At 69.6% G+C, this 23,073-nt stretch carries 21 protein-coding genes; 13 read left to right on the top strand and 8 right to left on the bottom strand.

The genetic code is table 11. The features are described from left to right. Positions 1 to 37: 37 nt before the first annotated feature. Positions 38 to 469, bottom strand: a complete 432-nt coding sequence (locus ABZ851_RS21295) for an ester cyclase (RefSeq protein WP_361129824.1) — start codon at positions 467 to 469, stop codon at positions 38 to 40. A gap of 89 nt (positions 470 to 558) precedes the next feature. On the opposite strand from ABZ851_RS21295, the gene ABZ851_RS21290 reads away from it, so the two are divergent. The 5 genes from ABZ851_RS21290 (at position 559) to ABZ851_RS21270 (ending at position 8,323) form a co-directional block, all read left to right on the top strand. Continuing rightward, positions 559 to 1,212: a TetR/AcrR family transcriptional regulator C-terminal domain-containing protein gene (locus ABZ851_RS21290; RefSeq protein ID WP_361129821.1), complete on the top strand. Its 654-nt coding sequence runs from the start codon at positions 559 to 561 to the stop codon at positions 1,210 to 1,212. A gap of 451 nt (positions 1,213 to 1,663) precedes the next feature. Next, entirely contained in the window at positions 1,664 to 2,770 is a 1,107-nt protein-coding gene (locus tag ABZ851_RS21285; RefSeq protein ID WP_361129818.1) for a glycosyltransferase, read from the top strand. 115 nt (positions 2,771 to 2,885) lie between these two features. Then, complete coding sequence (locus tag ABZ851_RS21280) at positions 2,886 to 3,230, top strand: hypothetical protein (protein WP_361129815.1); 345 nt, start codon at positions 2,886 to 2,888, stop codon at positions 3,228 to 3,230. 1,077 nt (positions 3,231 to 4,307) lie between these two features. Beyond that, on the top strand, positions 4,308 to 6,440 hold the full coding sequence (locus ABZ851_RS21275) for an FAD-dependent oxidoreductase (RefSeq protein WP_361129812.1): 2,133 nt from the start codon (positions 4,308 to 4,310) through the stop codon (positions 6,438 to 6,440). Then, positions 6,437 to 8,323 carry a thiamine pyrophosphate-binding protein gene (locus tag ABZ851_RS21270; protein ID WP_361129809.1) on the top strand — a complete coding sequence of 629 codons (1,887 nt, stop codon included), beginning with the start codon at positions 6,437 to 6,439 and terminating at the stop codon, positions 8,321 to 8,323. The genes ABZ851_RS21275 and ABZ851_RS21270 overlap by 4 nt, the downstream gene beginning before the upstream one ends. 264 nt (positions 8,324 to 8,587) lie before the next feature. Here the strand turns inward: ABZ851_RS21270 and ABZ851_RS21265 are convergent, their stop codons facing one another. Further along, complete coding sequence (locus ABZ851_RS21265; RefSeq protein WP_361129806.1) at positions 8,588 to 9,640, bottom strand: YncE family protein; 1,053 nt, start codon at positions 9,638 to 9,640, stop codon at positions 8,588 to 8,590. A 142-nt stretch (positions 9,641 to 9,782) separates the two neighbouring features. On the opposite strand from ABZ851_RS21265, the gene ABZ851_RS21260 reads away from it, so the two are divergent. Then, positions 9,783 to 10,697 (top strand): LysR family transcriptional regulator, encoded by a 915-nt coding sequence (locus ABZ851_RS21260; RefSeq protein ID WP_361129803.1) that lies wholly within the window; start codon positions 9,783 to 9,785, stop codon positions 10,695 to 10,697. A 211-nt stretch (positions 10,698 to 10,908) separates the two neighbouring features. Here ABZ851_RS21260 and ABZ851_RS21255 read toward each other — a convergent pair whose 3' ends face one another. Then, on the bottom strand, positions 10,909 to 11,142 hold the full coding sequence (locus ABZ851_RS21255; protein WP_361129800.1) for a hypothetical protein: 234 nt from the start codon (positions 11,140 to 11,142) through the stop codon (positions 10,909 to 10,911). A 128-nt stretch (positions 11,143 to 11,270) separates the two neighbouring features. Further along, entirely contained in the window at positions 11,271 to 11,876 is a 606-nt protein-coding gene (locus tag ABZ851_RS21250) for a TetR family transcriptional regulator (RefSeq protein WP_361129798.1), read from the bottom strand. A 264-nt stretch (positions 11,877 to 12,140) separates the two neighbouring features. On the opposite strand from ABZ851_RS21250, the gene ABZ851_RS21245 reads away from it, so the two are divergent. The 7 genes from ABZ851_RS21245 to ABZ851_RS21215 all read left to right on the top strand — a co-directional run bounded on the left by ABZ851_RS21245 (position 12,141) and on the right by ABZ851_RS21215 (position 19,252). Then, on the top strand, positions 12,141 to 12,965 hold the full coding sequence (locus ABZ851_RS21245) for an SDR family oxidoreductase (RefSeq protein ID WP_361129795.1): 825 nt from the start codon (positions 12,141 to 12,143) through the stop codon (positions 12,963 to 12,965). Between the two features lie 41 nt (positions 12,966 to 13,006). After that, positions 13,007 to 13,168, top strand: coding sequence for a putative leader peptide (locus tag ABZ851_RS21240; RefSeq protein WP_361129792.1), 162 nt, complete (start codon positions 13,007 to 13,009; stop codon positions 13,166 to 13,168). Between the two features lie 428 nt (positions 13,169 to 13,596). Beyond that, positions 13,597 to 14,676: an ABC transporter substrate-binding protein gene (locus tag ABZ851_RS21235; RefSeq protein WP_361130181.1), complete on the top strand. Its 1,080-nt coding sequence runs from the start codon at positions 13,597 to 13,599 to the stop codon at positions 14,674 to 14,676. A 4-nt stretch (positions 14,677 to 14,680) separates the two neighbouring features. Then, the gene (locus ABZ851_RS21230) at positions 14,681 to 15,532 is read left to right on the top strand and encodes an ABC transporter ATP-binding protein (protein WP_361129790.1); all 852 of its coding nucleotides are present in this window, start codon (positions 14,681 to 14,683) and stop codon (positions 15,530 to 15,532) included. Continuing rightward, positions 15,529 to 16,407 carry an ABC transporter permease gene (locus ABZ851_RS21225; protein ID WP_361129787.1) on the top strand — a complete coding sequence of 293 codons (879 nt, stop codon included), beginning with the start codon at positions 15,529 to 15,531 and terminating at the stop codon, positions 16,405 to 16,407. The genes ABZ851_RS21230 and ABZ851_RS21225 overlap by 4 nt, the downstream gene beginning before the upstream one ends. A 107-nt stretch (positions 16,408 to 16,514) precedes the next feature. Continuing rightward, positions 16,515 to 17,414: a TauD/TfdA family dioxygenase gene (locus ABZ851_RS21220; RefSeq protein WP_361129784.1), complete on the top strand. Its 900-nt coding sequence runs from the start codon at positions 16,515 to 16,517 to the stop codon at positions 17,412 to 17,414. Positions 17,415 to 17,671: 257 nt separating this feature from the next. Next, positions 17,672 to 19,252, top strand: coding sequence for an alpha/beta hydrolase (locus tag ABZ851_RS21215; RefSeq protein ID WP_361129781.1), 1,581 nt, complete (start codon positions 17,672 to 17,674; stop codon positions 19,250 to 19,252). Positions 19,253 to 19,380: 128 nt separating this feature from the next. On the opposite strand, the gene ABZ851_RS21210 is transcribed toward ABZ851_RS21215, so the two are convergent. From ABZ851_RS21210 to ABZ851_RS21195, 4 genes are all read right to left on the bottom strand, one after another. Beyond that, positions 19,381 to 20,817, bottom strand: a complete 1,437-nt coding sequence (locus tag ABZ851_RS21210; protein WP_361129778.1) for an MFS transporter — start codon at positions 20,815 to 20,817, stop codon at positions 19,381 to 19,383. A 207-nt stretch (positions 20,818 to 21,024) separates the two neighbouring features. Continuing rightward, positions 21,025 to 21,624 carry a 2'-5' RNA ligase family protein gene (locus ABZ851_RS21205; RefSeq protein WP_361129775.1) on the bottom strand — a complete coding sequence of 200 codons (600 nt, stop codon included), beginning with the start codon at positions 21,622 to 21,624 and terminating at the stop codon, positions 21,025 to 21,027. Positions 21,625 to 21,762: 138 nt separating this feature from the next. Then, a complete protein-coding gene (locus ABZ851_RS21200; protein WP_361129772.1) occupies positions 21,763 to 22,188 on the bottom strand; it encodes a pyridoxamine 5'-phosphate oxidase family protein in 426 nt (141 codons plus the stop codon). A gap of 27 nt (positions 22,189 to 22,215) precedes the next feature. Continuing rightward, on the bottom strand, positions 22,216 to 23,022 hold the full coding sequence (locus tag ABZ851_RS21195; RefSeq protein ID WP_361129769.1) for a DNA-formamidopyrimidine glycosylase family protein: 807 nt from the start codon (positions 23,020 to 23,022) through the stop codon (positions 22,216 to 22,218). Positions 23,023 to 23,073 lie beyond the last annotated feature (51 nt).

Genomic DNA, 23,073 nt, shown 5'->3' with positions numbered 1-23,073 from the left:
GTTGCCGCACGCTCCTCCTGCATCGACTGCCGGTCGGTCAATCGACGGTCGGCCAGTCCCACCCCAACTGCAGGAAGAGGCCGAGCCGGTCGGAGACACCGCGGATCTCGTTGATCCGGCCGGTGGTGAGGGTGAAGACGAAGATCGCCTCGTTCTCGAAGCTGCGGCCGGTCGGCACGGGCATCCGGGGGTGAGCACCTGAGCTGACCCCGCTCTGGGTGACCCGGGCGACGACCTTGTCGCCCTCGGCGATCAGTTCGTCGATCCGTGCGTGGTAGGGCGCCAGCGCCGAGAGCTGGGTGGCGATGGCCGCGAAGGCTGCGCCGGGCTCATCCGGTTCACCGTGGATGACCTTGTTGTGGTCCACCACGTCCGCCGCCAGGTAGTTGCCCAGATCGGCTAAGCGGACTTGGTTGAGTGCGGTGAAGAAGTCCGTGACGAGCTGCTTGTTCTCGTGGGTGGTGACCATGCCCCTCACCCTTTCTCTTACGTCGTAAGGTTTCGGCTGCGTGCTACCTTCGCCTTACGGCGTAAGAAAGTCAAGGGAGCTGCCGGCGAATGGGAACGACCAGCAAGCGGGTGGGGCTCACCCGCGCCAAGGTGCTGCGCGCGGCTCTGGAAGCCGCCGACCGGGACGGCGTCGAAAAGCTGTCCATGCGCCGCCTGGGCGCCGAGCTCGGCGTCGAGGCAATGACCCTCTACCACTACCTGCCCAACAAGGCCGCCCTGCTTGACGGCCTGGTCGAGCTGGTGGTCTCGGCCGTGCGTCCCTCCTTCGACGGGCCGGCGGATGAATGGCCCCTGCGCCTGAAGGAGTTTGCCGTCGCCTTCCGGTCTGAACTGCTCCGGCATACGGGAGTGATCGCACTGGTCGCCACGCGCCCCGTCCGGTCCCCCGTAGCCCTACAGGCAGTTGAGGACACGGCAGCAGCGCTGGGGCGCGCCGGGATCGCACCCGTCGAGGCCCTGCGGGTCGTCAACTCCGTCACCACGCTGGTGATCGGACACTGCCTTGCCGAAGCAGCTGACACCCCCGGCCACCCTGAGCGGCCCACCGACGATGACCTCGACCTCGCCGCGTACCCCACCCTGTCCGAAGCGGTCGCCGGCGGACTCGGCACGCCGGCTGACCACCAGGCCCGCTTCGACCTGGCACTGGACGCCCTGCTGGCGGGCCTCCGAGGGGCCGTTGTGCCGACGGGGCAGAACTAGCGGGCAGCGGCCGGAGGCCCTTTGGTGCACGTGCGTCAGCGTGTCTCTCCACGTCGGTCCGGTTTCCGTTCCTGCCGTCCGTCGATCTCCTCGAAGCCCAGTGACGCGAAGGGGTGAGCCGCCCGCGTACCGGCGACGGTTGAGGGCGGCGAACTGTGTCCCCGGCGTTCCCTTTCAACGTTCCAGGTGACGCGTATATCCGCTGGTCACGGCTGGTTCGGATGTTCCCGTATCCCGAACTTCCCGTCGCTGGTGGCAGCTGGGACGGAGCATGCCGCAGGCTCAGAGCCGCCTCGGCAATGAGCGGCCGGACCACCGAGGCACGTAACGGCGCGGCACGGCTGATGGCCGAAGGCTGCTGTCCCACCCGGGCGTTGACCCGATGAAAAGAGCTGGGAGTGCCCTGGTGGCCTTACGGATAGCGATCACCGCTGAACCGATACCTTCGCACGTGTCCGCGCTGGACTACGTCACCTGCCCGGCCCGTGAGCAGGGCCACCAGGTCACGCTCCACGCTCCCCTCATGTTCCGCCGCGAAGCCCGGCGGCGCGGGGTGGAGTTCCGTGTCGCCGGTACGAACTGGACATGCGATCCCGGCGTCCAACAGGCGGCGAGCGAGGTCTGGCAGAGGTACGGAAACGCCTCCTTCAACCGGTACGTCTTCGGCCACCTCTGGCCCGAGCAGGCCGAGGCGAAGGCCCATGACCTGCTCACCTCGTGGACACAGGAGCCACCCGACCTGGTGATCGCCGAGTGCAGCGACCTCGGCGCGCACCTCGCGGCCAGGGTCTTGCAACTACCCCTGCTCGCAGCGGACAACGGCCTCGGGCCGGTGCTCCTGAATCTCTGGGACACCCAGATCGCGCCCGTGCTGCTTCCCCTCTGCAAGCAGCACGAGCAGGACACCCCCACGCTCCCCCCGATGCTCACCCCCGCACCGGTCCACTGGTTCTACGCGACGCCCCCGCCCTCGGCGCGCGCGGTCCGACGCACCGTCGCGGACTTCCGCACCGTCCTCCCTGAGTGTCGGGCCCCCTCCTCCCGTCCGTCGCGCCCGCTCGTCTACGTGAGCCTCGGCACCCTGACCACCGCGATGTCCGGCCTGCGCGCCACCGTCGAGAACGTATACAAGGAGATCATGGCCGCACTCCGTGCAATCGACTGCGACGCGATCGTGTCCGCGGGAGATCTCGCGCAGCACCTGCCGAGCGAGAGCCCTCACATCAAGGTCGTCGAGCACGCCCCACAACCCGCCCTGCTGCACCGGGCCGACCTGTTCGTGACGCACGGAGGCCGGGCGTCCCTGCTCGACGCGGTGCAGGGGGCAACGCCCGTCCTGGGGCTGGGTGTTCTCGCCGATCAGCCCGACAACGCCGCCGCGTTCTCCCGCCGCGGCCTGGGGCGGGCGCTGGACATCACGGCGAGCCGCGGCGAGATCGCCGACGCCCTGACGGAGCTCCTGGGCACCTCGCGCTACGGCGCCGCCATGAGCGCGGCCGGGTCCGAGCTGCGTCAGCTGCCGCCCCTGGACCTTACGGTGATACGGGACAGTCTCTAGGCTTGTTCTTCAACCTGCCATGTCTGCTACGCCCTTCAGGTGAAGCGGGGTGTACTGGTCGGCCGTCCGGCTTGGTTCATGAAGGCGGCGTGCGGCAGAGCGCTACGGAGCGAACATGTGGGACGGCCCCTTTTACCGAGTCAGGCGTGACGGCTACGAGATCTGTTTCGTGCCCGGTGCGGGAGAGGACCTCGACGAGGTCTGCAATGTGGACATGTGGGTCATCCGCGATGATGGCGATCGCTGGTCCGGAACCGTGTTCACTCTCGATGAGGTGCACCGAATCATGGACCGCCGGCGGCAGGCAGGCGAACCAGAAGGCGACTACTGGTGGTGCTGGGACGGCCTCATCGTCCGCGACGCGGGTGCGCCGTCGATGGCCAAGGTCATCGACGGGCTCGTCGCCGCGGGCGGGCACGAGACAGTTCTTCGCCACGTGGGACCCGAAGAGGACGTTTGATCTTGTTGACTCGGGCTTACCGAACGATGACCCGAACATGATCGCTCGTACCGGGATTCCGCATACGTGAAAACGGCCTCCGTCTGATCCTGTGCTCCGGCCCAAGAGGCACGTGACCAGCACGAAGGCCGTGGGGCACGAGTTGCTGCCTCACGATGTCCGGCGGGAAGCGTTCGCGGCGGCGTCACACTTCCATGGATGTGCCGCGGCTGCGGCAGGTGTTGGCCGGGCTGCCCCGGCCCGTGGCCGACGGGCGTTGCGGTCACGATCCCTTGCGGTCTGGTCGTGGTCTTCGGCTACTGGCCTGTCGGGCGAGGGCGAGTTCGCGTACGGGATCCCGCACCCGGACTCCGCGCCCGAAGGCCGCCCGCAGCCCCCACGGAGACCGCGCAAGGGCCCCTCGTCAACAGCACTGCTCACCCGGCCGGCCTCCCCGGTCTCACCGGCCCCCCTCGGACCGTGCGCCGATGTCGGAACGGAATCCTCCGAATCGGGGTGCGCGCCGGTGCGGTACCCGTCCCTGCTGGACTGTACGGCCTGCGTGGCGTCACTGCACCGGCCTGCCGCGTCACCACGATTGGCGCCTGACCTGGGGCGGTGGCCGTCGGGCGGTTCCTTCTCGGTTTCCCCTCTCCCCGCGCGTGTGCTCGCGGATGGCAGGGGATCCGACAAACAGCGGGTCCCTCGCTTCCCCGACCTGACCCCTGTGCGGCGTCCTACACGGAATCCGAGTCGGACTCGCCGTTTCGAGTGATCCGGTGCTCCGTTTGACGACTGTGCTTCTGCGAGGTGGTTCATTCGGTGCTGGGCTGGCGCCAGAAGCCGCCACCAGCAGTGCGCCGGCTGCCTTCGGCGTGCCCTTGTTCCTTTCCCGCGTCCAACTCCACGTCTCTTTCCACTTCTGCGTCCCTTTCCACGTCCGCGTGTTCAGGAGCCGGATTCGCCCTCCTGCGAAGCCCCTTGGTGCTCCGAAGCACCGAAGACCCAAGCACCGAAGACCGAAGCGCCAAAGCACCGAAGCGCCAAGGCACCGAAGTCCCAGCGAAGGAGAAAAGTGACCACCATCGAGGAACGGTCATGAACGACATCCGCCCTGGTCGCCGCCCTGAGCACACCGGGGCCGAGCGGGCCACCGAGAAGACCTATCAGCAGCTCGCCCGTGAACTTCTGCTGGTCGGTCCCGAGCCGGCCAATGAAGACCTCAAGCTGCGCTATCTCGACGTACTGATCGACAACGGGCTGGAACCGGCCGTCGACCCCAAGCGCATCCTGATCGTCGGAGCGGGCATCGCCGGCCTGGTCGCCGGTGACCTGCTGACCCGCGCCGGGCACGAGGTGACGATCCTGGAGGCCAATGCCAACCGGGTCGGCGGCCGGATCAAGACCTTCCACGCGAAGAAGGGTGAGCCGCCGCCCTTCACCGACCCCGCGCAGTACGCGGAGGCCGGGGCGATGCGCCTGCCCAGCTTCCATCCGCTGACCCTGGCGCTGATCGACAAACTCGGCCTGAAGCGGCGGCTGTTCTTCAACGTCGACATCGATCCGTCGACCGGCAACCAGAGCGCCCCGCTACCCCCGGTGATCTACAAGTCGTTCAAGGACGGCAAGGTCTGGACGAACGGCGCCCCCAGCCCCGAGTTCCGGGCCCCGGACAAGCGCAACAACACCTGGATCCGCACCAACCGCACGCAGGTACGGCGCGCCCAGTACGCCAAGGACCCGTCCGCGATCAACGAGGGCTTCCACCTCACCGGCTGCGAAGCGCGGCTGCCCGCCGCCGAGATGGTCCACCAGGCACTGGAGCCGGTGCGCGACTACTACTCCGTGCTGGGGAGCGACGGGACCCGGGTCAACAAGCCCTTCCAGGAGTGGCTGGACGGCTGGGCCGAGGTCATCCGGGACTTCGACGGCTATTCGATGGGCCGTTTCCTGCGCGAGTACGCCGGGTTCAGCGATGAGGCCATCGAGGCGATCGGCACGATCGAGAACATGACCTCGCGGCTGCACCTCGCGTTCTTCCACAGCTTCCTGGGCCGCAGCGACATCGACCCCGCCGCCACGTACTGGGAGATCGAGGGCGGCAGCCGGCAGCTTCCGGAAGCACTCGCCAAGGATCTGCGGGACCAGATCGTGATGGGCCAGCGGATGGTCCGGCTGGAGTACTACGATCCGGGCCGCGACGGCCACCAGGGCGGGCTCGCCGGGCCCGGCGGCCCCGCTGTCGCCATCCAGACCGTGCCCGAGGGCGATCCGTACGGCGAGCCGCAGACCTGGACCGGTGACCTGGCGATCGTCACCATCCCCTTCTCCAGCCTGCGCTTCACCACCGTGACCCCGCCGTTCTCCTACAAGAAGCGCCGCGCCGTCATCGAGACGCACTACGACCAGGCCACCAAGGTGCTGCTGGAATTCTCCCGCCGCTGGTGGGAATTCACCGAGGAGGACTGGAAGCGGGAGCTGGACGCCATCGCGCCCGGTCTGTACGAGTACTACCAGCAGTGGGGCGAGGACGACGCCGAGGCCGCGGTGTCCGTGCCGCAGCACGTGCGGGATCTGCCCACCGGCCTGCTCGGCGCCCATCCGAGCGTGGACGAGAAGCGCATCAGCCAGGAGCAGGTGGAGTACTACCGCAACTCCACACTGCGCGGCGGCGTACGGCCGGCCACCCACGCGGTCGGCGGTGGTTCCACCACCGACAACCCCAACCGCTTCATGTACTACCCCTCACACCCCGTCCCCGGCAGCAGCGGAGGCGTGGTACTGGCCGGCTACTCCTGGTCGGACGACGCGGCCCGCTGGGACTCCTTCGACGACGCCGAGCGATACAGCTACGCCCTGCTCAACCTCCAGTCGGTGCACGGCCGCCGGATCGAGGTCTTCTACACCGGCGCCGGCCAGACCCAGAGCTGGCTGCGCGACCCGTACGCCTGTGGTGAGGCGGCCGTCTACACCCCGCATCAGATGACCAGCTTCCACCTCGACGCGATCCGGACCGAGGGACCGGTGCACTTCGCCGGTGAGCATGTCTCGCTCAAACACGCCTGGATCGAAGGCGCGGTGGAGACGGCCGTCCGAGCCGCCCTCGCCGTTCACGAGTCTCCCGCGGCGTACGAGAGCGCCGCCGCCACCGCGCGGACCGCGGAACCCCGAGAGAGCCGGGCAGGCGCCACACCGCCGGCCCCGTCACGAGAGGACGTGGTGACCTCATGACCACCTCACACACCTGCACCGTCGCCGAGTACCTGGCCCTCAGGCTGGAACAGCTCGGCATCACCCATCTGTTCGGCGTTCCGGGCGACCATCTGGGCCCGTTCCTGTCGACCCTGCACGAGAAGACCACGGTGCGCTGGGTGGGCACCCCGACCGAGGGGGGCGCGGGCCAGGCCGCCGATGGTTATGCGCGGGTGAAGTCCGCCGACGCGCAGATCGCACTCGGCGAGCAGGGCATCGGCGCGGTCGCTGTCACCTACAGCGTGGGCGCGTTCAACCTGCTCAACGCGATCGGCGGGGGCTTCGCCGAGTACGTGCCGCTGATCGCGATCAACGCCGCGCCGTCCTACGAGCAGTGGCTCAACCAGCGGGCGATCGGCCTGCTCACCTCGCACATGTCCCAGCGCCCTGAGAGCAACCTGGAGGTCTACCGCCAGGTGACGGTGGACGCCCAGGCGATCTCCAACCCCGGTCTGGCCCCCACCCAGATCGACAGCGCGATCACCGCGTGCCTCTCCCACCGCCGGCCGGTCTATCTGGAGGTCATGGATGACGTCTGGGGGGCGCGGTGTCCCGCACCCCAGGGCCGGCTGACGCGGCGGGAGCGGCCCGTCACCGCCAAGAACGAGCGGATGCTCGACCAGGCGGTCACGGCGTGCATGGAACTGGTGCGGCACCACCGCAACCCGATCCTGTGGGCCGGTGAGGAGATCGACCGCTTCCGGCTGTCCGACGAGTTCGAGAAGCTGGTGCGCGAGACCCGCATCCCGTTCTGCACCACCATCGGCGCCAAGTCCGTGGTCTCCGAGTACACCCCGGGCTTCTCCGGCGTCTACAACGGCAAGGCCAGCAGTCCGGAGGTCGCCGAGGTCTTCAACAGTGCGGGCTGCCGCATCGGGCTGGGCACCTGGGCGACCTCGAAGAACCTCGGCGGCGCGCGGTCGATCGGCGACGACTGGGCGGTCGCCGCCCACGACGGTGTGCACGTCGGCGCTTCGTACTTCCCCGATGTGCAGCTCGCCCGGTTCATTCCGGCGCTACGGGAACGCCTGGTCGCCGAGTTCGGAAGCGGTGCCTTCGAGGCGGACTACTTCACCCGCGCACATGACGAGGGGCTGGACGTCCCCGGCAGCACCGCCGCCTACCTGGACTCCCAGACCGGCGGCCCGTACCCGCAGAACGTGACGTACGACAGCCTCTTCCGGCACCTCAACGCCTTCCTCGAAGCGCAGACCAGCGAGTCCCGGGGCGAGCGCACCAACCCGTTCACGGTGGTGTGCGACGCCGCGTTCGCGCTGATCGGCTCGATGAACCTGCGGATGGCGGAGCGCGCCTCGTACGTGGCGCAGAACAGCTGGCTGTCCATCGGCTATTCGGTCGGCGCGGCCACCGGTGTCGCGCTCGGCCGGCGCCAGGCCGACAAGCGCCCGCTGGTCTTCGTCGGCGACGGCTCCTTCCAGGAGACCTGCCAGGAGATGTCCACCCATGTGCGGCACGGTCTGCGCCCGGTGGTGTTCGTCCTGGACAACGAAGGCTTCTACGGCATCGAGCAGATGCTCGTCCAGCCCTGCTACTACCAGGAGGGGACACCGGCCTCCGACGGCGCCGAGTTCTACAACGAACTGCACCCCTGGCGGTACGAGAAGCTTGCGGAGGTCTTCGGTTCCGCCAAGCACCCGATGAACGGCGCCAGCGTCCGCACGCACGACGAACTCGCCACCCTGCTCCAGCGGATCGCCGAGCCCACCGACACGATCAACCAGGGCCCGATCGTCGTACGGGTGCGGCTCGGGCGGCACGACTACCCCCAGGCACTCAAGTACAAGATCGCCGAGAACTGTCCGCCGCCCGGCGGCGCACCGGGGGAGGGGGCCGCACGATGACCGGAGCCGCCGGACGGTGGACCGGGGTGGCTGATCGGGGCGGCGGACCGGAGGCGGCGGACCGGAGTCGGCGGCGCCACCGCCGATTCCGCGCAGGCCTTCCGGCACGCCTTGAGCGGCCTGTCCGGGCCGCCTGACCGAGCGGTTCCGGGGGCCGGCCCGCCGACACCTTCGGCGAGCCGGCCCCTTGCGTTCGGCCCCTCGGGTTGCCACGGGTCGCTCGCTCCCGGCCACGGGACAGCGCCAACGGCAACCCTGCGTGCCTCAGGCCGGGCGCGGGATGTAGGCCAGGCCGTGGGCACCGGGCTCGCCGAGCTTGGCGATGTCCAGCCGGGCCAGGCTCCGCAGTGTGTCCAGGTCGACGAGGTGGACGGTGGAGGAGCCGACACAGGCCACATAGGCGATCCGGCCGTCGGGTGACGAGGTGATGGTCAGCGGCAAGAACCCCACCTCGGCCTCGCCCAGCCGCTCGCGGGTGTCGGCGGAGAACACCGTGAGCCGGCCCGGCGCAGGGCGTCCGAGCCGGGAGCCCGGGTCGGGTGCCATGGGCGATTCGCCCACGAGCAGCTTCCCCGTTGCCGTCAGGTGCACCGGCAGGACGATGTGCTCCGTGGGCAGCATGTCGACGACGGACGCCGTCCGGGCATCGATGACCCGGATGCCGGTGGGCTTCCGCTCCTCGGCGGCGGAGAAGGAACCAGCGTAGGGCGAGGCGACGAAGACGTGCGTGCCGTCGGCGGAGACGGCAAGTCCCTCACTGCCCGGCACCTCGACCTTCGCGGTGAGGGCTCCCCGTTCGAGGTCGACGACCGATACGAACGGCGCTTCCTTGTTGGTGGCGTAACCCGTCTTTCCCGCCGGATCGATGGCGAACCAGTGCGGCCCGGGGGCGTCCGTGCCGATCCTGCCCAGGGGCCGCCGGGTCTCCGTGTCGATCACCACGACACCGCCGGGCCGGTCCTTAGAGCCCTCCACGCTGACGTACAGGCGTCGACGGGCCGGGTCCAACGCCAGCCCGTGCGGGCCGTGTTCCGGAGCGAGGTCGACGACCTCGACGATGCGGCGGGTGCCTGGGTCGATGACGGTCACCTCGGTGCGACGTCCGCTGTTCGCGTGGTAGTAGCCCGAGTGATACGCGGTGGTGCACCACAGCAGCCGCTGCGTCGGGTCGAAGCACAACTCGTGGGGCTGGGCGGGGACTTCGACCGCACCGAGGTGCCGGTCGGAGGCGGCGTCGAAGAACGAGACTGTAGGCCCGCTCTGACTGACCACGGCCAGGACATCGCCTTCTCGGCCGGCACGGGGGGAGTACTGCACCAAGAGCTCCTTGAACGGGGCGGATGGGACGTCACGCGTCTTCGCGGACTCCTCCACTCTCGGCGCGAGAGAATTCCGAAGCAATGCAAAGATTGGCACCCAATAGTTGACCCATCCGTAAAAGTGCAGCTCAGGAGTGTCAATGGATCTCAACCTGCTGCGAGCCCTGGACGCCCTGCTCCAGGAGAACAGCGTGACCCGCGCCGCGGAGCGACTCGGTACCTCACCCGCAGCGGTCAGCCGCACGCTGGCCCGGCTCCGCCGTGCCGTCGGCGACCCCCTGCTGGTCCGTGCGGGCCAGGGGATGGTCCCGACCCCGCGCGCCCTGGAACTGCGTGATGAGGTGGGCGGGTTGCTGAGCCGCTGCGACAACGTCCTGCGGCCCGGTGCCGGTTTCGATGCCGTGCATCTCCAGCGCACCTTCACCGTGCAGGCCGCCGACCTGCTCCTGGCGGGGCTGGCCGGGGCCCTGACCGACCAGGTCCACGCGGAGGCTCCGCACGTGGACGTGGTCTTCCTGCCGGAGGCACTGGAGGGCGGCCCCGCATTGCGGCAGGGCTGGGTGGACGTCGAACTGGGCGTCCTCGGACACCTGGACCCGGAGATCCGGACCCGACAGCTCGCCCGGACGACGCTGGTCGGCATCGCCCGCAGCGGTCATCCCCTCTTCGACGGGCGGATCGACGCCCGCCGTTTCGCCGCGGCCGACCACATCGGCATCTCCCGGCTCGGCAAGCGCCTCGGGCCCATCGACAGCGCACTCGCGGAACTCGGCCTGCGGCGCCGGACCGCGGTCGTGGTACCCAGCCATACGAGCGCGATGATGCTCGCCCGGGACACCGACCTCGTCGCCCTCACCCTGGCCGACTGGCTCCCCGACACCACCTCCGCACTGGGGCTGCGCACCTTCCCCATCCCGCTCGACCTGGCACCTCTCGACCTCGGGATGGCCTGGCACCCCCGCAACTCAAGCGACCCCGGACACCGCTGGTTCCGTGACCGCTTGGCGGCCGCTGTCCTGACGCCGTCGGGGACGGGGACGATGCCGGTGACGTGAGGACGAGAGGGACGTGAGGACGAGTAGGACGTGAGGGCGAGAAGGACGTGAGGACGAGGGTGACGTGAGCGGGAGGGGGCTTCGCCCCAGCGGATTCCTCCGGCTGTCGGAGCAAGGACCGGCTACCGCCCGGCGTTCTGGGCGGCACCACCGCCATGCCGACGGCCGAGCGTGACCGTGACCGTGACCGCGGGGGAGCCGGTGGCGGTGGCTACGACGTGTACGTGCAGCCGTGCTCTCCGTAATACCACTCGTACTGGCCCATCACCCAGGGGTCCGCCGTGATCCTGAAGGTGCCGTGCGGGCGGGGACAGTGGAACGTCGTGGTGACGAGGTCACGGCCTGGTGGGGGAGGCCCCGGCGACGCGGTGGCCGCGGAGGCGGCGCCGGCGCTTCCGGCGCCGAGCAGAGCAGTGATGAACGCTATCGCGATGATCTTCTTCATGGCGTCTCCCAGTTCCCTCGCGTGCCGGAACTGACTCTGAGGACGATACACGCAATCCCCCAATTCAGGACAAGAGTAAAAATCTCCCGATATGCAGGGGGAGCCGGTTTCAGGGTCTTGTCGCAGCCTCACTCCAGCTCATCGATGCGCAGATAGTCGAGCGCCCGACGCGTCAGCTCGGCGATGCCCTCCGGTTCGCCCTGCTGGGCCCAGTACTCCAGGGCGATGTGGATCGCGTCGAGCAGAGTGGTGGTCAGGAGTCGTACTTCGAGGCTGTCCGGTGGCGCTCCCGTGCGGGCCGCGAGTAGCGGCAGCAACCGGTCCTGCAGGTCCCGCCCGGCGGCCAGCCACCGCATCCGAATCGCCGGTACGCCGCCCATGACGCGCACCAGTCGACGGGCGCGCTCCGTGTCCGCGAGGTGCGGGGGTGAGGCCGGTGCGTCGAACGCCGCCTGCACCGCGCCGGTCAGCGGTTCATCGGCCGGCCATGTGGCCAGCGTGTCGACGAGCCGGCCGAGGCCGGCGGTCAGCAGGGGAGTGAGTGCGTCCTCCTTCGCCGCGCAGTAGCGGTAGAAGGTGCGTAGCGAGATACCGGCAGCCGAGGCGATGTCCTCGACCGTGGTCGCGTCGTACCCCTGCTCGGAGAACAGGGTGGCCGCGGTCTCCGCGATCTCCAGCCGGGTCTCCTGTCGCCGCCGTTCGGTCAGCGACGGCCTCCCGCGCGACGCCGTCATCCGTCGCTCCTCGCCGTGCGGTCCTGCCCCTGCTCTTGCGCCTGTTCCTGTTGCCGCATGCGGCGATTCTGTCACGGACCAGCTACTTGGCACGACGTGTCAAAAAAGAGGTATGTTGGCTCCGCCGGACCGGTCGGATAGGTCGGATCCCTGAACACCCTTAAGAGACCGACGACTTGGGGTCAGACGAGGACAGGTCGGCGTGCGCTATGTCATTCCAAGGGGCCACCCGGGCCACCCGGGCACATCAGCGAGGAGCCGACCATGTCCCGTACCTCTCCTGCCTCCCGCGCCTCCCGTACCTCCGGCGCCTCGGGGCGTACTTACCTCATCACCGGAGCCGCCTCCGGCATAGGCAAGGCCACCGCCTCCCACCTCCGCCAACGAGGCCACACCGTGATCGGCGCCGATCTCAAAGGCGCCGACATCTCCGCGGACCTCGCCACCCCCGAAGGCCGTACGGAACTGGTCGACCGTGCACATGAGTTGACCGTCGGCCGGCTTGATGCCGTCATCGCCTGCGCCGGCCTCGCGCACTTCGCTCCGGCCACCGTCCAGGTCAACTACTTCGGCGTGGTCGCCACTCTCGAAGGGCTGCGCCCGCTGCTCGCCGCCGGAACCGAGCCGCGCGCCGTCCTGGTCTCCTCGGTCACTTCCGTCCACCCGCACGACACCGCCATCGTCGACGCCGCGCTCTCCGGGGACGAGGAGGCGACCGTTGCCGCGGCTCAGGCCGCCATCGACCGGGGCGAGGGCTATGCGATCTACCCCTCGTCCAAGGCTGCCCTCGCGCGCTGGCTCCGTCGCACGGCGGTCACCGGTGACTGGGCGGCCGCCGGCATCCCGCTCAATGGCGTCGCCCCCGGCACGGTCGTCACGCCGATGACGGAGGGCATGCTCGCCGATGCCGGTATACGCAAAGTCGTCGACACGAGCGTCCCGATGCGCCTGCACGGCCACGCGCGTCCTGAACAGATTGCCCCGCTGCTGGCCTGGCTGACCTCCCCGGAGAACTCACACGTCACCGGCCAGGTCATCTTCATCGACGGCGGTGCCGAGGCCGTCCTGCGAGGCGACAGCACCTGGTAGTCGTCGGGCGGCGGCGATTGTGAACGTAATGCTGCGCGCGCATGGCAGGAGAATCAGCACGTGAGACAAGGGCTCTCACCGCATTGACGTGGCTGAATTTCGCTGCCAGCCTCCCAAGTGTGAGCCATTCGGAGAACTTCACCGCACGCCTGCACGTCGATCTGCGACGCCAGGCCAGTGCCATTTGTGCCGCCGGTTTCTAGGGCCTGTCTTCAAGCGGCCGGCGCCCTCAGCTTCTGAGCGCCCCCTGAGCGGCCCTTAAGCGGCCTTTGAGCCGGGGCCCGGTGCACTTGTCTGCCCGGGTTCTCCTCGTCGCTCGGTGATTGTCGCCGCGTACCCACTTGGATTCTCCCGGGTTTCGGCGCACGGGCCGATGTGTTTCCCACCCCACCGTGCGTGCGGCTTTCCCTTGCCCCTTCCCTTCCTCTTCCTTTCCTCTCCCTTCGCCCTTCGCCCTTCCCTTTCCCTTTTCGCACCAGGGGCCTCTATGTCCGCCGGAAGCGGAGCTGCGGTCTGCGGACTGCGGTTCTGGCAGGCCGCGAAGGGCTTCACCCGGGCGCTGCCGATGCGCACCACCGTCGAACCACCGCATTCCACCGCGCTCCACCCACCACGCGAACAGGACCTTTCCATGGGCACGCTGATCACCTCGTCGAGCCGACGACAGTTCCTCACCCTGCTGGGCCTCTCGGCGGTCGCGGTCAGCTGCGGCTCCGGAGGCGGCGTTGCGGCCAAGGACCAGACCAAGACCCTGCGATACCAGGGGTGGGCCGGGGCCGTCATCCTGCCCGAACTGGCCGAAGATCTCGGCTTCCTGGAGGACGTGAAGCTGAAGTGGGTCGGCAACACGATCAGCGGGCCACAGGACATCCAGTCGGCGGCCACCGGGCAGGTCGACTTCGGCGGCGCGTTCAACGGAGCCGTCGTCAAACTCGCTGCGAGAAAAGCTCCCATCACGGCGGTCATCAGCTACTACGGCGTCGACAAGGCCGCCTACAACGGCTTCTACGTACTCAAGGGCAGCCCGGTCCACTCGGCCCGTGACCTGATCGGCAAGAAGGTCGGGATGAACACCCTCGGCGCGCACTCCGAAGCCATGCTCGACATCTACCTGCAACGCCACGGACTGTCGCAGGCGGACATCAAGAAGGTCGAACCCTTGGTGGTGCCCCCGGTCAACACCGAGCAGTCCTTGCGGCAGAAACAGATCCAGGTGGGCGTCCTCGGCGACATCCTGCGTGACAAGGCCCTGCAGACCGGCGGTCTCAAGCCCCTGTTCACCGACTACCAGCTGCTCGGCGACTTCTCCGCCGGTACGTACGTGCTGAACGACCGATTTCTGAAGGAGAACCCCGACACCGCGCGCACCTTCGTCACGGGCATCGCGCGCGCCATCGAGTGGGCCCGCGCCACACCACGGGACGAGGTCATCGCCCGGCAGATCGAGATCGTCAAGAAGCGTGGCCGGAACGAGGGCACGGCTCCGCTGAAGTACTGGAAGTCCTTCGGCGTCGCCGAGACCGCCGGACGCATCACCGACAAGGAGTTCCAGCTGTGGATCGACTGGCTCAGCGAGCGCGGTGACATCAAGAAGGGCCAGGTCAAGGCGTCGGATCTCTACACCAACGAGTTCAACGCGTACAGCCGGAAGGCCAAGCCGTCCACGGCCAAGCCTTCCACGGCCAAGACGCCCTCCAAGAGCGGGAGCTGATCGCATGTCGGATGCCATCACACCCAAGATCGAGTTCGACCAGGTGCGCAAGACCTTTCCCGCCAAGAAGGGGAAGGCCCAGGGCCGCGGCCCGGCGCACGGCGACGGTGAGTTCACCGCTCTCGACGGTGTCGACCTGCGGATCGAAGCGGGGGAGTTCGTCGTCGTGGTCGGCCCCAGCGGATGCGGCAAGTCCACGCTCCTGGAACTGCTGGGCGGGCTCGCCCGGCCGACCGGCGGACGGATCCTCCTGGACGGGGAACCGGTGACCGGACCCGGCCTGGACCGCGGCATCGTCTTCCAGCAGTACGCCCTGCTGCCCTGGCGCACCGCCCTGGGCAACGTCGAGTTCGGCCTGGAGGCGACCGGCGTGCCACGCCGTGAGCGCGCGACGCGTGCCCGCGAGTACCTGGACCTGGTCGGGCTCACCGGATTCGAGAACCGCCACCCGCACGAACTGTCGGGCGGTATGCGCCAGCGCGTGGCCATCGCCCGCTCTCTCGCCTACGACCCCGACGTCCTGCTGATGGACGAGCCGTTCGCCGCACTGGACGCCCAGACCAGGGAGTCGCTGCAGGACGAGCTGCTGCGCATCTGGCAGCGCACCCGAAAGACCGTCGTCTTCATCACCCACGGCATAGAGGAGGCCGTCTACCTGGGCCGACGGGTGGCCGTCATGACCTCCCGGCCCGGCCGCATCAAGCAGGTCGTACCCATCGGCTTCGACTCCCGCACAAAGACGGACGACCTGCGGTCCAGTCCCGAGTTCGCACGGTACCGGCACGAGATCTGGACGCTGCTGCACGACGAGGTGACCAGGACCCAACTGCTGGAGAAGGAGGAGGTCTCTGTATGAGCCTCGCAAGCGGTGTGACCACGGAGGAGCCCGCTGCCGCCCCGCCGAACGCCCCGCCGATCGCGCCGGGCAGGGCGAGGCCCCGCCGCCCACCCGTGCTGCCCCGCATCCTGCGCGCGGTACTGACCGGCGTCACCAAGTCGGCGGCGATCGTCGCCCTGCTGCTCGGGTGGGAGCTGGCGCCCCGCTTCGGACTGGTGGACCGGACCTTCCTGCCGCCCTTCAGCGAGGTCGCCGAGGCATGGTGGGGACTGGTGGCCAACGGCCAGCTCGCCGACAACGCACAGGCGAGTCTGGTGCGTTCGTTCACCGGATTCGGCACGGCCGTGGCCGTGTCCGTACCGCTGGGCCTGCTCATCGGCTGGTACCGGCCCGTCGCCGATCTCCTCAACCCGTTGCTGCAGGTCTTCCTCAACACCGCGGCCCTGGCCCTGCTGCCGGTGTTCGTGCTGCTCCTCGGCATCGGCGAGACGTCGAAGATCTCCATCGTGGTCTACGCCTGCGCATGGCCGATCCTGTTCAACACCATCAGTGCGGTACGCACCGTCGATCCCACCCTGCTGAGGCTGGCGAAGTCCATGGACCTGTCAGCGCCGCGGCTGTTCCAGAAGGTGATCCTGCCGGCCTCGGTGCCGACGATCTTCACCGGAATCCGGCTGGCCGGGGCGGTGTCCATCGTCGTCCTGGTCGCCGCCGAGATGGTCGGCGCCAAGGCCGGGCTGGGCTATCTCATCAATGCGTCCCAGTACAACTTCGCCATTCCGCAGATGTATGCGGGCATCGTCACGATCTCCGTCATCGGCGTGGCCTTCAACCAGCTGCTGGTGGCCGTGGAGAAGCGGCTCAGCTCATGGCGGGTCCCCGCGACGAGCTGACGCCGCTGCCTCGGCCCACCTGAATCCCACGAACTCCAGGGTCCTCCCTGCCCCCACCCCTGCCCTCACCTCCTGAGATTGCCGAAACCCTCGAAAGGAATACGCGCATGAGCACCAGCACAGGCTTCGACATCCGCCGCATCGGCGGACGCATCGGCGCCGAGATCGTCGGCGCCGACCTCTCCGCCGACCTCGACCCGGGCATCGTCGCCGAGATCAACGCGGCTCTGCTGGAACACAAGGCGCTGGTCTTCCGCGGCCGGCATCTGGACGATGCGGCCCAACTGCGCTTCGCCTCCCTCTTCGGTGAACTCACCACCGCCCACCCCACGGTGCCCTCCGTGGACGGGCAGCCCAACATCCTGCCCGTCGACGGGGACGAGGGCATCCGCGCCAATCACTGGCACACCGACGTCACCTTCGTCCGCACACCCCCGAAGGCGTCGACCCTGCGCAGCATCGTCGTCCCGCCCTACGGCGGCAACACGCTCATCGCCAACTCGGCCGCGGCCTACCGGGACCTGCCCGAGCCGCTGCGCGAGCTCGCGGACAAGCTGTGGGCGGTGCACACCAACGCCTACGACTACGCCGCCCCGAAGACCGACAAGGCGGCCCAGCACCGCAAGCAGTTCGTCTCGCGCACGTACCGCACCGCCCACCCGGTGGTACGCGTGCACCCCGAGACGGGGGAGCGCGGCCTGTTCATCGGCGGCTTCGCGCAGACCATCGAGGGGTTGAACCCCTCCGAGTCGCGGGACCTGCTGCGCATCTTCCAGTCGTATGTGACGCGGCCGGAGAACATCGTCCGAATCACCTGGACGCCCGGTGACCTGGTCCTCTTCGACAACCGCAGCACCCAGCACTACGCGCCCGACGACTACGGAGACCTTCCGCGCCTGCTGCACCGGGTGACCGTCGCCGGGGACGTCCCGGTGGGTATCGACGGCACCTCCAGCCGCGCCCTCGAAGGCGGTGACGCGGCCCACTACACACCCGCCGTGGCCTGAGGCCCCCGGGGCCGGCTGCCGCCGAGAGTCAGGTTCCGCCACCTCCTGGGGCACCGGCCCCAGGAGGTGCACACGCTGAGTGGAACGCCACATCCCCCGAGTGATCAGGAGTGGCCGGTGTCACTCGGGCTGATGGCGATGGGTGATCCCGTCGTCGACGCTGCGTATGCCCCGTGTGCGATTGTGACGGGGCCGATAGCGCCGCCGTGACGCCTGTGCGCATCCTTCCCGGGACCAGCGAGAGAGCGAGAACGGCGATGCCCATTCCCCGCAAGTCCATGGCCCTGACGGCCGGTGTGCTGACCGGCACCACCTTGGTGGCGACGGTCTGCGCCCTCGGTGGCGCCGCGGCGTCCCAGCCCGACCACGCCAGGGGCGGGAACACGTCCGCCCCGGTGCTGCCCGCGCGCTTCACACAGCAGAAGATCCAGTGGACGGCCTGCGGTGCGGACGTCACCGCCAAGGCCGTACCCGGCGCCGAATGCGGCTGGGTGAAGGTGCCGGTGGACTACGCCGCCCCGGACGGGAAGACCGTCGAACTCCGGGTGTCGCGGGTGCGGGCAAAGGACCCCAGCCGTCGGCTGGGATCACTGCTCTACAACCCGGGCGGGCCCGGCGCGGGCGGTGCGGCCGACGTGGCCGATGGAAACTGGCAGGCCGGCCCCCAGGCCCGGTCTCGCTACGACCTGGTCGGCTTCGACCCCCGGGGCATAGCCGGTTCCGGGCAGATCAAGTGCCCCGACGGCGTGCCGCAGCAGCCCGAGAACCCGCCGCGTACCGAGGCGCAGGCCGAGAAGGCGTTCGCCGACGCGTCCAAGCGCGGTCAGGCCTGCCAGAAGGCCAGCGGCGCTGTTTTCGCGCACATGGACAGCGTGAGCGTCGCGCGTGACCTGGACGTGCTCCGTACGGTCCTGGGTGATGCCAAGTTGAATTACACCGGCTTCTCCTACGGCACCTTCCTCGGCCAGCAGTACATGAAGCTGTTCCCCGGCAAGGTGGGCCGGATGGTGCTCGACAGTGTCGTCAACCCCGCGGCCGACATGCAGCACGTCGCCCGCCGCGACGCCAAGACCTCCGATGACGCGATGCGTCGCTACGCCCAGAATCTCGTCGCGCGCGGGGACGACCGTCTGGGAAGCACGGCCGGGGAGATTCTGCGGAGGGTCACCGGGTTCGCCAAGAGGCTGGAGCGGAAGCCACTGCGAGGACCGGACGGCGAGGCATTCACCGACGCCAACCTGTCCATGTACCTGGACTCGGCGGTGACGGACAAGGAGAGCTGGAAGCCGCTGACCAAGGCGCTGGTCGCCGCCCTGCACGGGGACGGGGCCGCCTTCGAGCGCTTCGACAAGGAGACGGCCGGCGGCAGCGGTGGCGGGAAGCCGACGCCGCAGGAGGAGAAGGCCGAGGAAGACGAGTCCGCGAGCATGCCGGCGGTGCTGTGCCTGGACTCGCCGTCCGCGCCGAAGTCCCCGAAGGAGATGCTTGACACCGCCGACGCGTTCGCCAGGCAGTCGCCGTTGTTCGGGCGCTCCTTGGCCTGGCAGATGATCGACTGCGCGACGTGGCCGGTCGCCCCCACCGGCGCGGCCGAACCGATCAAGGCATCCGGGGCGGCACCGGTGCTGCTGGTGTCGTACACCAACGATAAGCAGACTCCGCTGGCCAACGCGCAGGAGGTGCACCGGCAGTTGGCCCACAGCTCGCTGCTGGTACGCAAGGGCCACGGGCACGCGGCGTACGCCTCGGAGAATCCGTCCACGTGCACCGACCGCGCCGTCGACAGGTATCTGGTCGGCGGAAAGCTGCCGGACAAGGTCGCCACCTGCCCGCGCTGACACTTACGTGTGGTCCACGGGGGCGGGGCGCCACCTCACGGCGGGTAGGCGGGTAGGCGGGTAGGCGGGTAGGCGTAGGCGTGGGGGCGTGCGCTTATGCGGGGGCGTCCGAGTCCGGACCACTGCGATCAGCGCCCGCCACCCTCAGCCGCCGAGGGCACCTGCTCTCCCGGCCGCCCAGCGCGCGGGCCGCGTCGCCCGACCCACCACCACAGAGCCAGCAGGAGGCAAGCCGTCAGGCAGCCGGCTCCTGCCACGGCCAGCGGCCCGTTGCCGCCGGTCGCCGCGGCGCCGCCGGGATCGGCCGTGGGGCCTGCCGCGACCACGCCCAGCCCGGCCGCGACGGTGATGACGGTCTTGGTCACCCCGGAGGCTTCACCGGCGCGTTCGGGCCGGATGACGCCCTGGGTGGCGGTCAGCGTCAGCGCGTTGCCGAGGCCCAGCGCCGCCCCGCCGCCGGTGACCGCCGCGAGGTACGGCGGCAGTCCGGAGACGAACGCCGCACCCAGCAGCATCACCGCGCCCGCCCCCAGGCTCGCCGCCATGACCGGTACGGCGCGGGCGCCGGACGCCCGCCCCGCGAACGGCCCCGCGGCCGCCATGGCCAGCGCGGGGCCGACGAAAGCCACCCCGGCCGCCAACGGTGTGAGCTGCCGGCCGTCCTGGAGCGAGAGCGGCACGACGAACAGGAACACCACGGTCGCGGCGTTGGCCACCGCGCCCGCCGCGGTCAACGCCACGAAGGAGCCGTTACGGAAGAGCGCGGGCATGATCAGCGGCTCGCGAGTGCGCAGTTCGATCCGTACGAAGGCCGCCGAAGCCAGCGCCACGAGGCACAGCGTGCTGACGCCGGCGGGGGACACCCAGCCCCACACCGGGCCGCGGTCGATGAAGACGGCCAGGGCCGCGATGGCGCAGGTCCCGGTGCCCAGCCCCGGCCAGTCGACGTGCCCGGACGCCGTGGTGTCCCGCGATTCCCGGGCCCGGCGAGCACCGAGCGCGGCCACCACACCCAGCGGCACGTTGAGCCAGAACACCGCCCGCCACGACACCATCTCCGTCAGGACACCGCCGACGAACGGGCCGCAGGCGGTGGCCAGTCCGCCGATGCCCAGCGCCCACCCCGTGGCCCGGCCGCGCAGGGCGGGCGGGAACACGTTCGTCAGCAGCGCCAGCCCGGCCGGCATGATCAACGCGCCACCCGCGCCCTGCATCACGCGGGCCGCCACCAGCACCGGCAGCGAGGGCGCCAGTGCACACCACAGCGACGCCAGTCCGAAGAGCGCCAGCCCCGCGGTCAGCAGACGGCGTCGGCCGAACAGGTCACTCATCCGGCCCGCGCCCAACATGAGCGTGCCGCACGACAACAGGTAGGCACTGACCGCCCATTGCAACTGCCCGGTGGACACGCCGAGTTCCGCCTTGATGCGCGACAGGGCCAGGTTCAGGGCGAAGGAGTCGAGCTGGATGCAGAAGACACCCAACGCGACCGAGGCCAACGCCCACCGGGCGCCACTTCGCCCCTCGACTTCACACCCCGCCGCAGCAATTTCCGGCACCGTCACCGCACTCTCCTCAGCATTTCCCTCGCCACTGCCCGGCCGGACAGCGGCGTCATCGCGCGCCTGAACGTCTCTGGTGGGAGGGCGTGGGGGATGGGCGCGCCGGAAGGCACCGGTGCGCAGGTGGATCGGCCCGAGTGCTGATCAGGTGAGTGAGCGCGTCCCCGTGGTCTCGTGGTCCCGTGGGACGCCGCACTTTCGATACGCGCGCTAACGCTCCAGCAGCCGGCGGACCTCGCCCGTGCCCAGTGTGATCACGGCCCGGGGCCGCATGGGGCCCTCGCCGCGCCGGGAGAGCAGGACCACCTCTTCGACCACAGCCGACATCGTGCCGAGCCGGGCGGCGCACTCGACGGCCAGAGGGCGCGGATCCTGAGTGCGGCCCAGGGACAGATGCGGCGTGAAGCGATCGCCACGCCCGCGGCAGAGGGGGAACCGGGAGCCCAGCTCCCGGTGCAGACGTGCCCACGGTGCCAGACCCGCCGCGGCCGGGTCGAGCCACACCGTCGCGTCATGCCGGTGCCGGAAGTACCGAACGCCGGCCAGCCGCGACGTGAACGCCGCGCTCTCCGCTGCGCCGGCGGAGAGCAGTGGCACAGCCCGTGCGAACTCCTCCTCCGGCGCGAAGCCGAACAGCAGATTCACATGCGGCGGCCACCGCCGTACCTGCGGATCATGCGCCCAGCGGATTTCCTGAATTGCCGGCCAGAGCTCCTGCGGCGGCAGCCACGCCACCGCCGTCCGGGCCGTCGGCGCCACCTCGAGCACGTCCAGCGGCGCGGCCCCGCCGGAGACCGGATTCCATCCCACGCTCCCATGGTCCGGGCCGCGCCCGCATCGCACGAGCCGAGTTGCCCGCAACGGCCGGCCCGGCCGACCACTCCAGTGGGTGCCGCGAAGCGACGGACTGTCGCGATACGCCTCTGACGTGCGGCGAAGGTCCGCCCTCTAGACGGAACCCAGGTCGGCCGACACCCAGTGTTCCGGCTGCATGAAGAGGACGACGTGCTCACCGAGCTGGGCGTGGTCGTACTCCACGAAGCCGGCGACCTTGTCCGGTGGGAGGTAGCGCGCGGCCATCTCCCAGGACCGCTCGCGGCTGTCCGGTTCCGTCCTGGTGACCGGGCCCTCCACCGACACGTAGCGCACGGTCGGCTCGGCCCGCTGCACCATCAGACTGAAGCGCCCCGCGGACCGGATCGCTCGCGCTTTCCGGGAATCGGGCCCGGTACGCACCCACAGTTCGCCGCCCGGCGTGTAGTGGTACCAGATGGGTACCGTCAACGGTGCGCGGTCCGGCCGCTCGACCACCGACAGCGCACCGATGTGAGGTTCCGCCAGAAACTGCTCTCGTTCTCGCATCGACAGTGCCATGTGCCCGACCATAGTCCGGCTCACGGCTCATCGACGTGACATGACCTGATCCGGTGCCTGCTGGCACCGCGGGCACCACACCGTGTGCCGGCCGGCCCAGCGCCCGCCGCAGAGCCGTTCGCGGCAGCGGGGGCAGACGGGGTCCGCGTCGTCCCGGTGGCCGGTGAGCCATGACCTGCGGGGCGGCACCCGGCCGGCCGCCACCGCCGAGCGCAGTGTCCGTCGCAAGGCCGTGTACATCCGGTCCAGCTCCTGGGTGGTGAGCGTGCCGACGGGCCGGGCGGGGTGCAGCTTCGCGCGCCACAGGATCTCGTCCGCCAGCAGATTGCCGAGGCCGGCCAGGACCGACTGGTCGAGGAGTGCCGACTTGATGCCGCCGCGCCGGCCGGCCAGAGCCTCGTCGAATCCGGGGCGGCCGACAGCCAGCGCATCGGGGCCCTGATCCTTCATCATGCGCGCCACGGCGGGTTCGTCCGCCAGCCAGAGCCCCTTGAGTTTGCGCTGATCGCGGTAGCGCAACTGCCGGTCGTCGCCGAGGGTGAAAGTGACCCGGTCGTGCGGGTGCAAAGGCTCGGCCGGCGGACAGCAGACGAGCTGCCCGGTCATGCCGAAATGCAGCAGCAGGGTCGGGCCTCCCTCGGTGGGGGCCAAGAGCCATTTCCCCCGCCGCTCGGGCTCGGCGATGCGCCGCCCCTCCAATGAGCGCCGCAGCCGGCGGGCGCTCACACCGTTCAGTACACCCGCGTCGTGCACCTCGATCCGCAGCAGGCAGGCGCCCCGCGCGCAGGAGTCGAGAATCTTGCGGAAGGCCTCCACATCGGGCAGCTCAGGCATCCAGCCCTCCGTCGTTCATGCCTCTTCCTGCCTCCTGTCCACTGCCTGCCT

Origin of the sequence: Streptomyces sp. NPDC047049 (genome assembly GCF_040643995.1) — a bacterium.
Taxonomy (GTDB): Bacteria; Actinomycetota; Actinomycetes; order Streptomycetales; family Streptomycetaceae; genus Streptomyces; species Streptomyces mooreae.
Note: the sequence above shows the minus strand (reverse complement) of the source record. Positions and strands in the feature narration are given on the sequence as shown.

Bases quoted from the DNA above. Each gene is read 5' to 3' on its own strand.
- ABZ851_RS21235 (WP_361130181.1), top strand. From the start codon at position 13,597: ATGGGCACGCTGATCACCTCGTCGAGCCGACGACAGTTCCTCACCCTG.
- ABZ851_RS21280 (WP_361129815.1), top strand. From the start codon at position 2,886: ATGTGGGACGGCCCCTTTTACCGAGTCAGGCGTGACGGCTACGAGATC.
- ABZ851_RS21220 (WP_361129784.1), top strand. From the start codon at position 16,515: ATGAGCACCAGCACAGGCTTCGACATCCGCCGCATCGGCGGACGCATC.
- ABZ851_RS21250 (WP_361129798.1), bottom strand. From the start codon at position 11,876: ATGACGGCGTCGCGCGGGAGGCCGTCGCTGACCGAACGGCGGCGACAG.
- ABZ851_RS21255 (WP_361129800.1), bottom strand. From the start codon at position 11,142: ATGAAGAAGATCATCGCGATAGCGTTCATCACTGCTCTGCTCGGCGCC.
- ABZ851_RS21230 (WP_361129790.1), top strand. From the start codon at position 14,681: ATGTCGGATGCCATCACACCCAAGATCGAGTTCGACCAGGTGCGCAAG.
- ABZ851_RS21225 (WP_361129787.1), top strand. From the start codon at position 15,529: ATGAGCCTCGCAAGCGGTGTGACCACGGAGGAGCCCGCTGCCGCCCCG.
- ABZ851_RS21275 (WP_361129812.1), top strand. From the start codon at position 4,308: ATGAACGACATCCGCCCTGGTCGCCGCCCTGAGCACACCGGGGCCGAG.
- ABZ851_RS21295 (WP_361129824.1), bottom strand. From the start codon at position 469: ATGGTCACCACCCACGAGAACAAGCAGCTCGTCACGGACTTCTTCACC.
- ABZ851_RS21290 (WP_361129821.1), top strand. From the start codon at position 559: ATGGGAACGACCAGCAAGCGGGTGGGGCTCACCCGCGCCAAGGTGCTG.
- ABZ851_RS21200 (WP_361129772.1), bottom strand. From the start codon at position 22,188: ATGGCACTGTCGATGCGAGAACGAGAGCAGTTTCTGGCGGAACCTCAC.
- ABZ851_RS21215 (WP_361129781.1), top strand. From the start codon at position 17,672: ATGCCCATTCCCCGCAAGTCCATGGCCCTGACGGCCGGTGTGCTGACC.
- ABZ851_RS21245 (WP_361129795.1), top strand. From the start codon at position 12,141: ATGTCCCGTACCTCTCCTGCCTCCCGCGCCTCCCGTACCTCCGGCGCC.
- ABZ851_RS21195 (WP_361129769.1), bottom strand. From the start codon at position 23,022: ATGCCTGAGCTGCCCGATGTGGAGGCCTTCCGCAAGATTCTCGACTCC.
- ABZ851_RS21240 (WP_361129792.1), top strand. From the start codon at position 13,007: ATGGCAGGAGAATCAGCACGTGAGACAAGGGCTCTCACCGCATTGACG.
- ABZ851_RS21270 (WP_361129809.1), top strand. From the start codon at position 6,437: ATGACCACCTCACACACCTGCACCGTCGCCGAGTACCTGGCCCTCAGG.
- ABZ851_RS21260 (WP_361129803.1), top strand. From the start codon at position 9,783: ATGGATCTCAACCTGCTGCGAGCCCTGGACGCCCTGCTCCAGGAGAAC.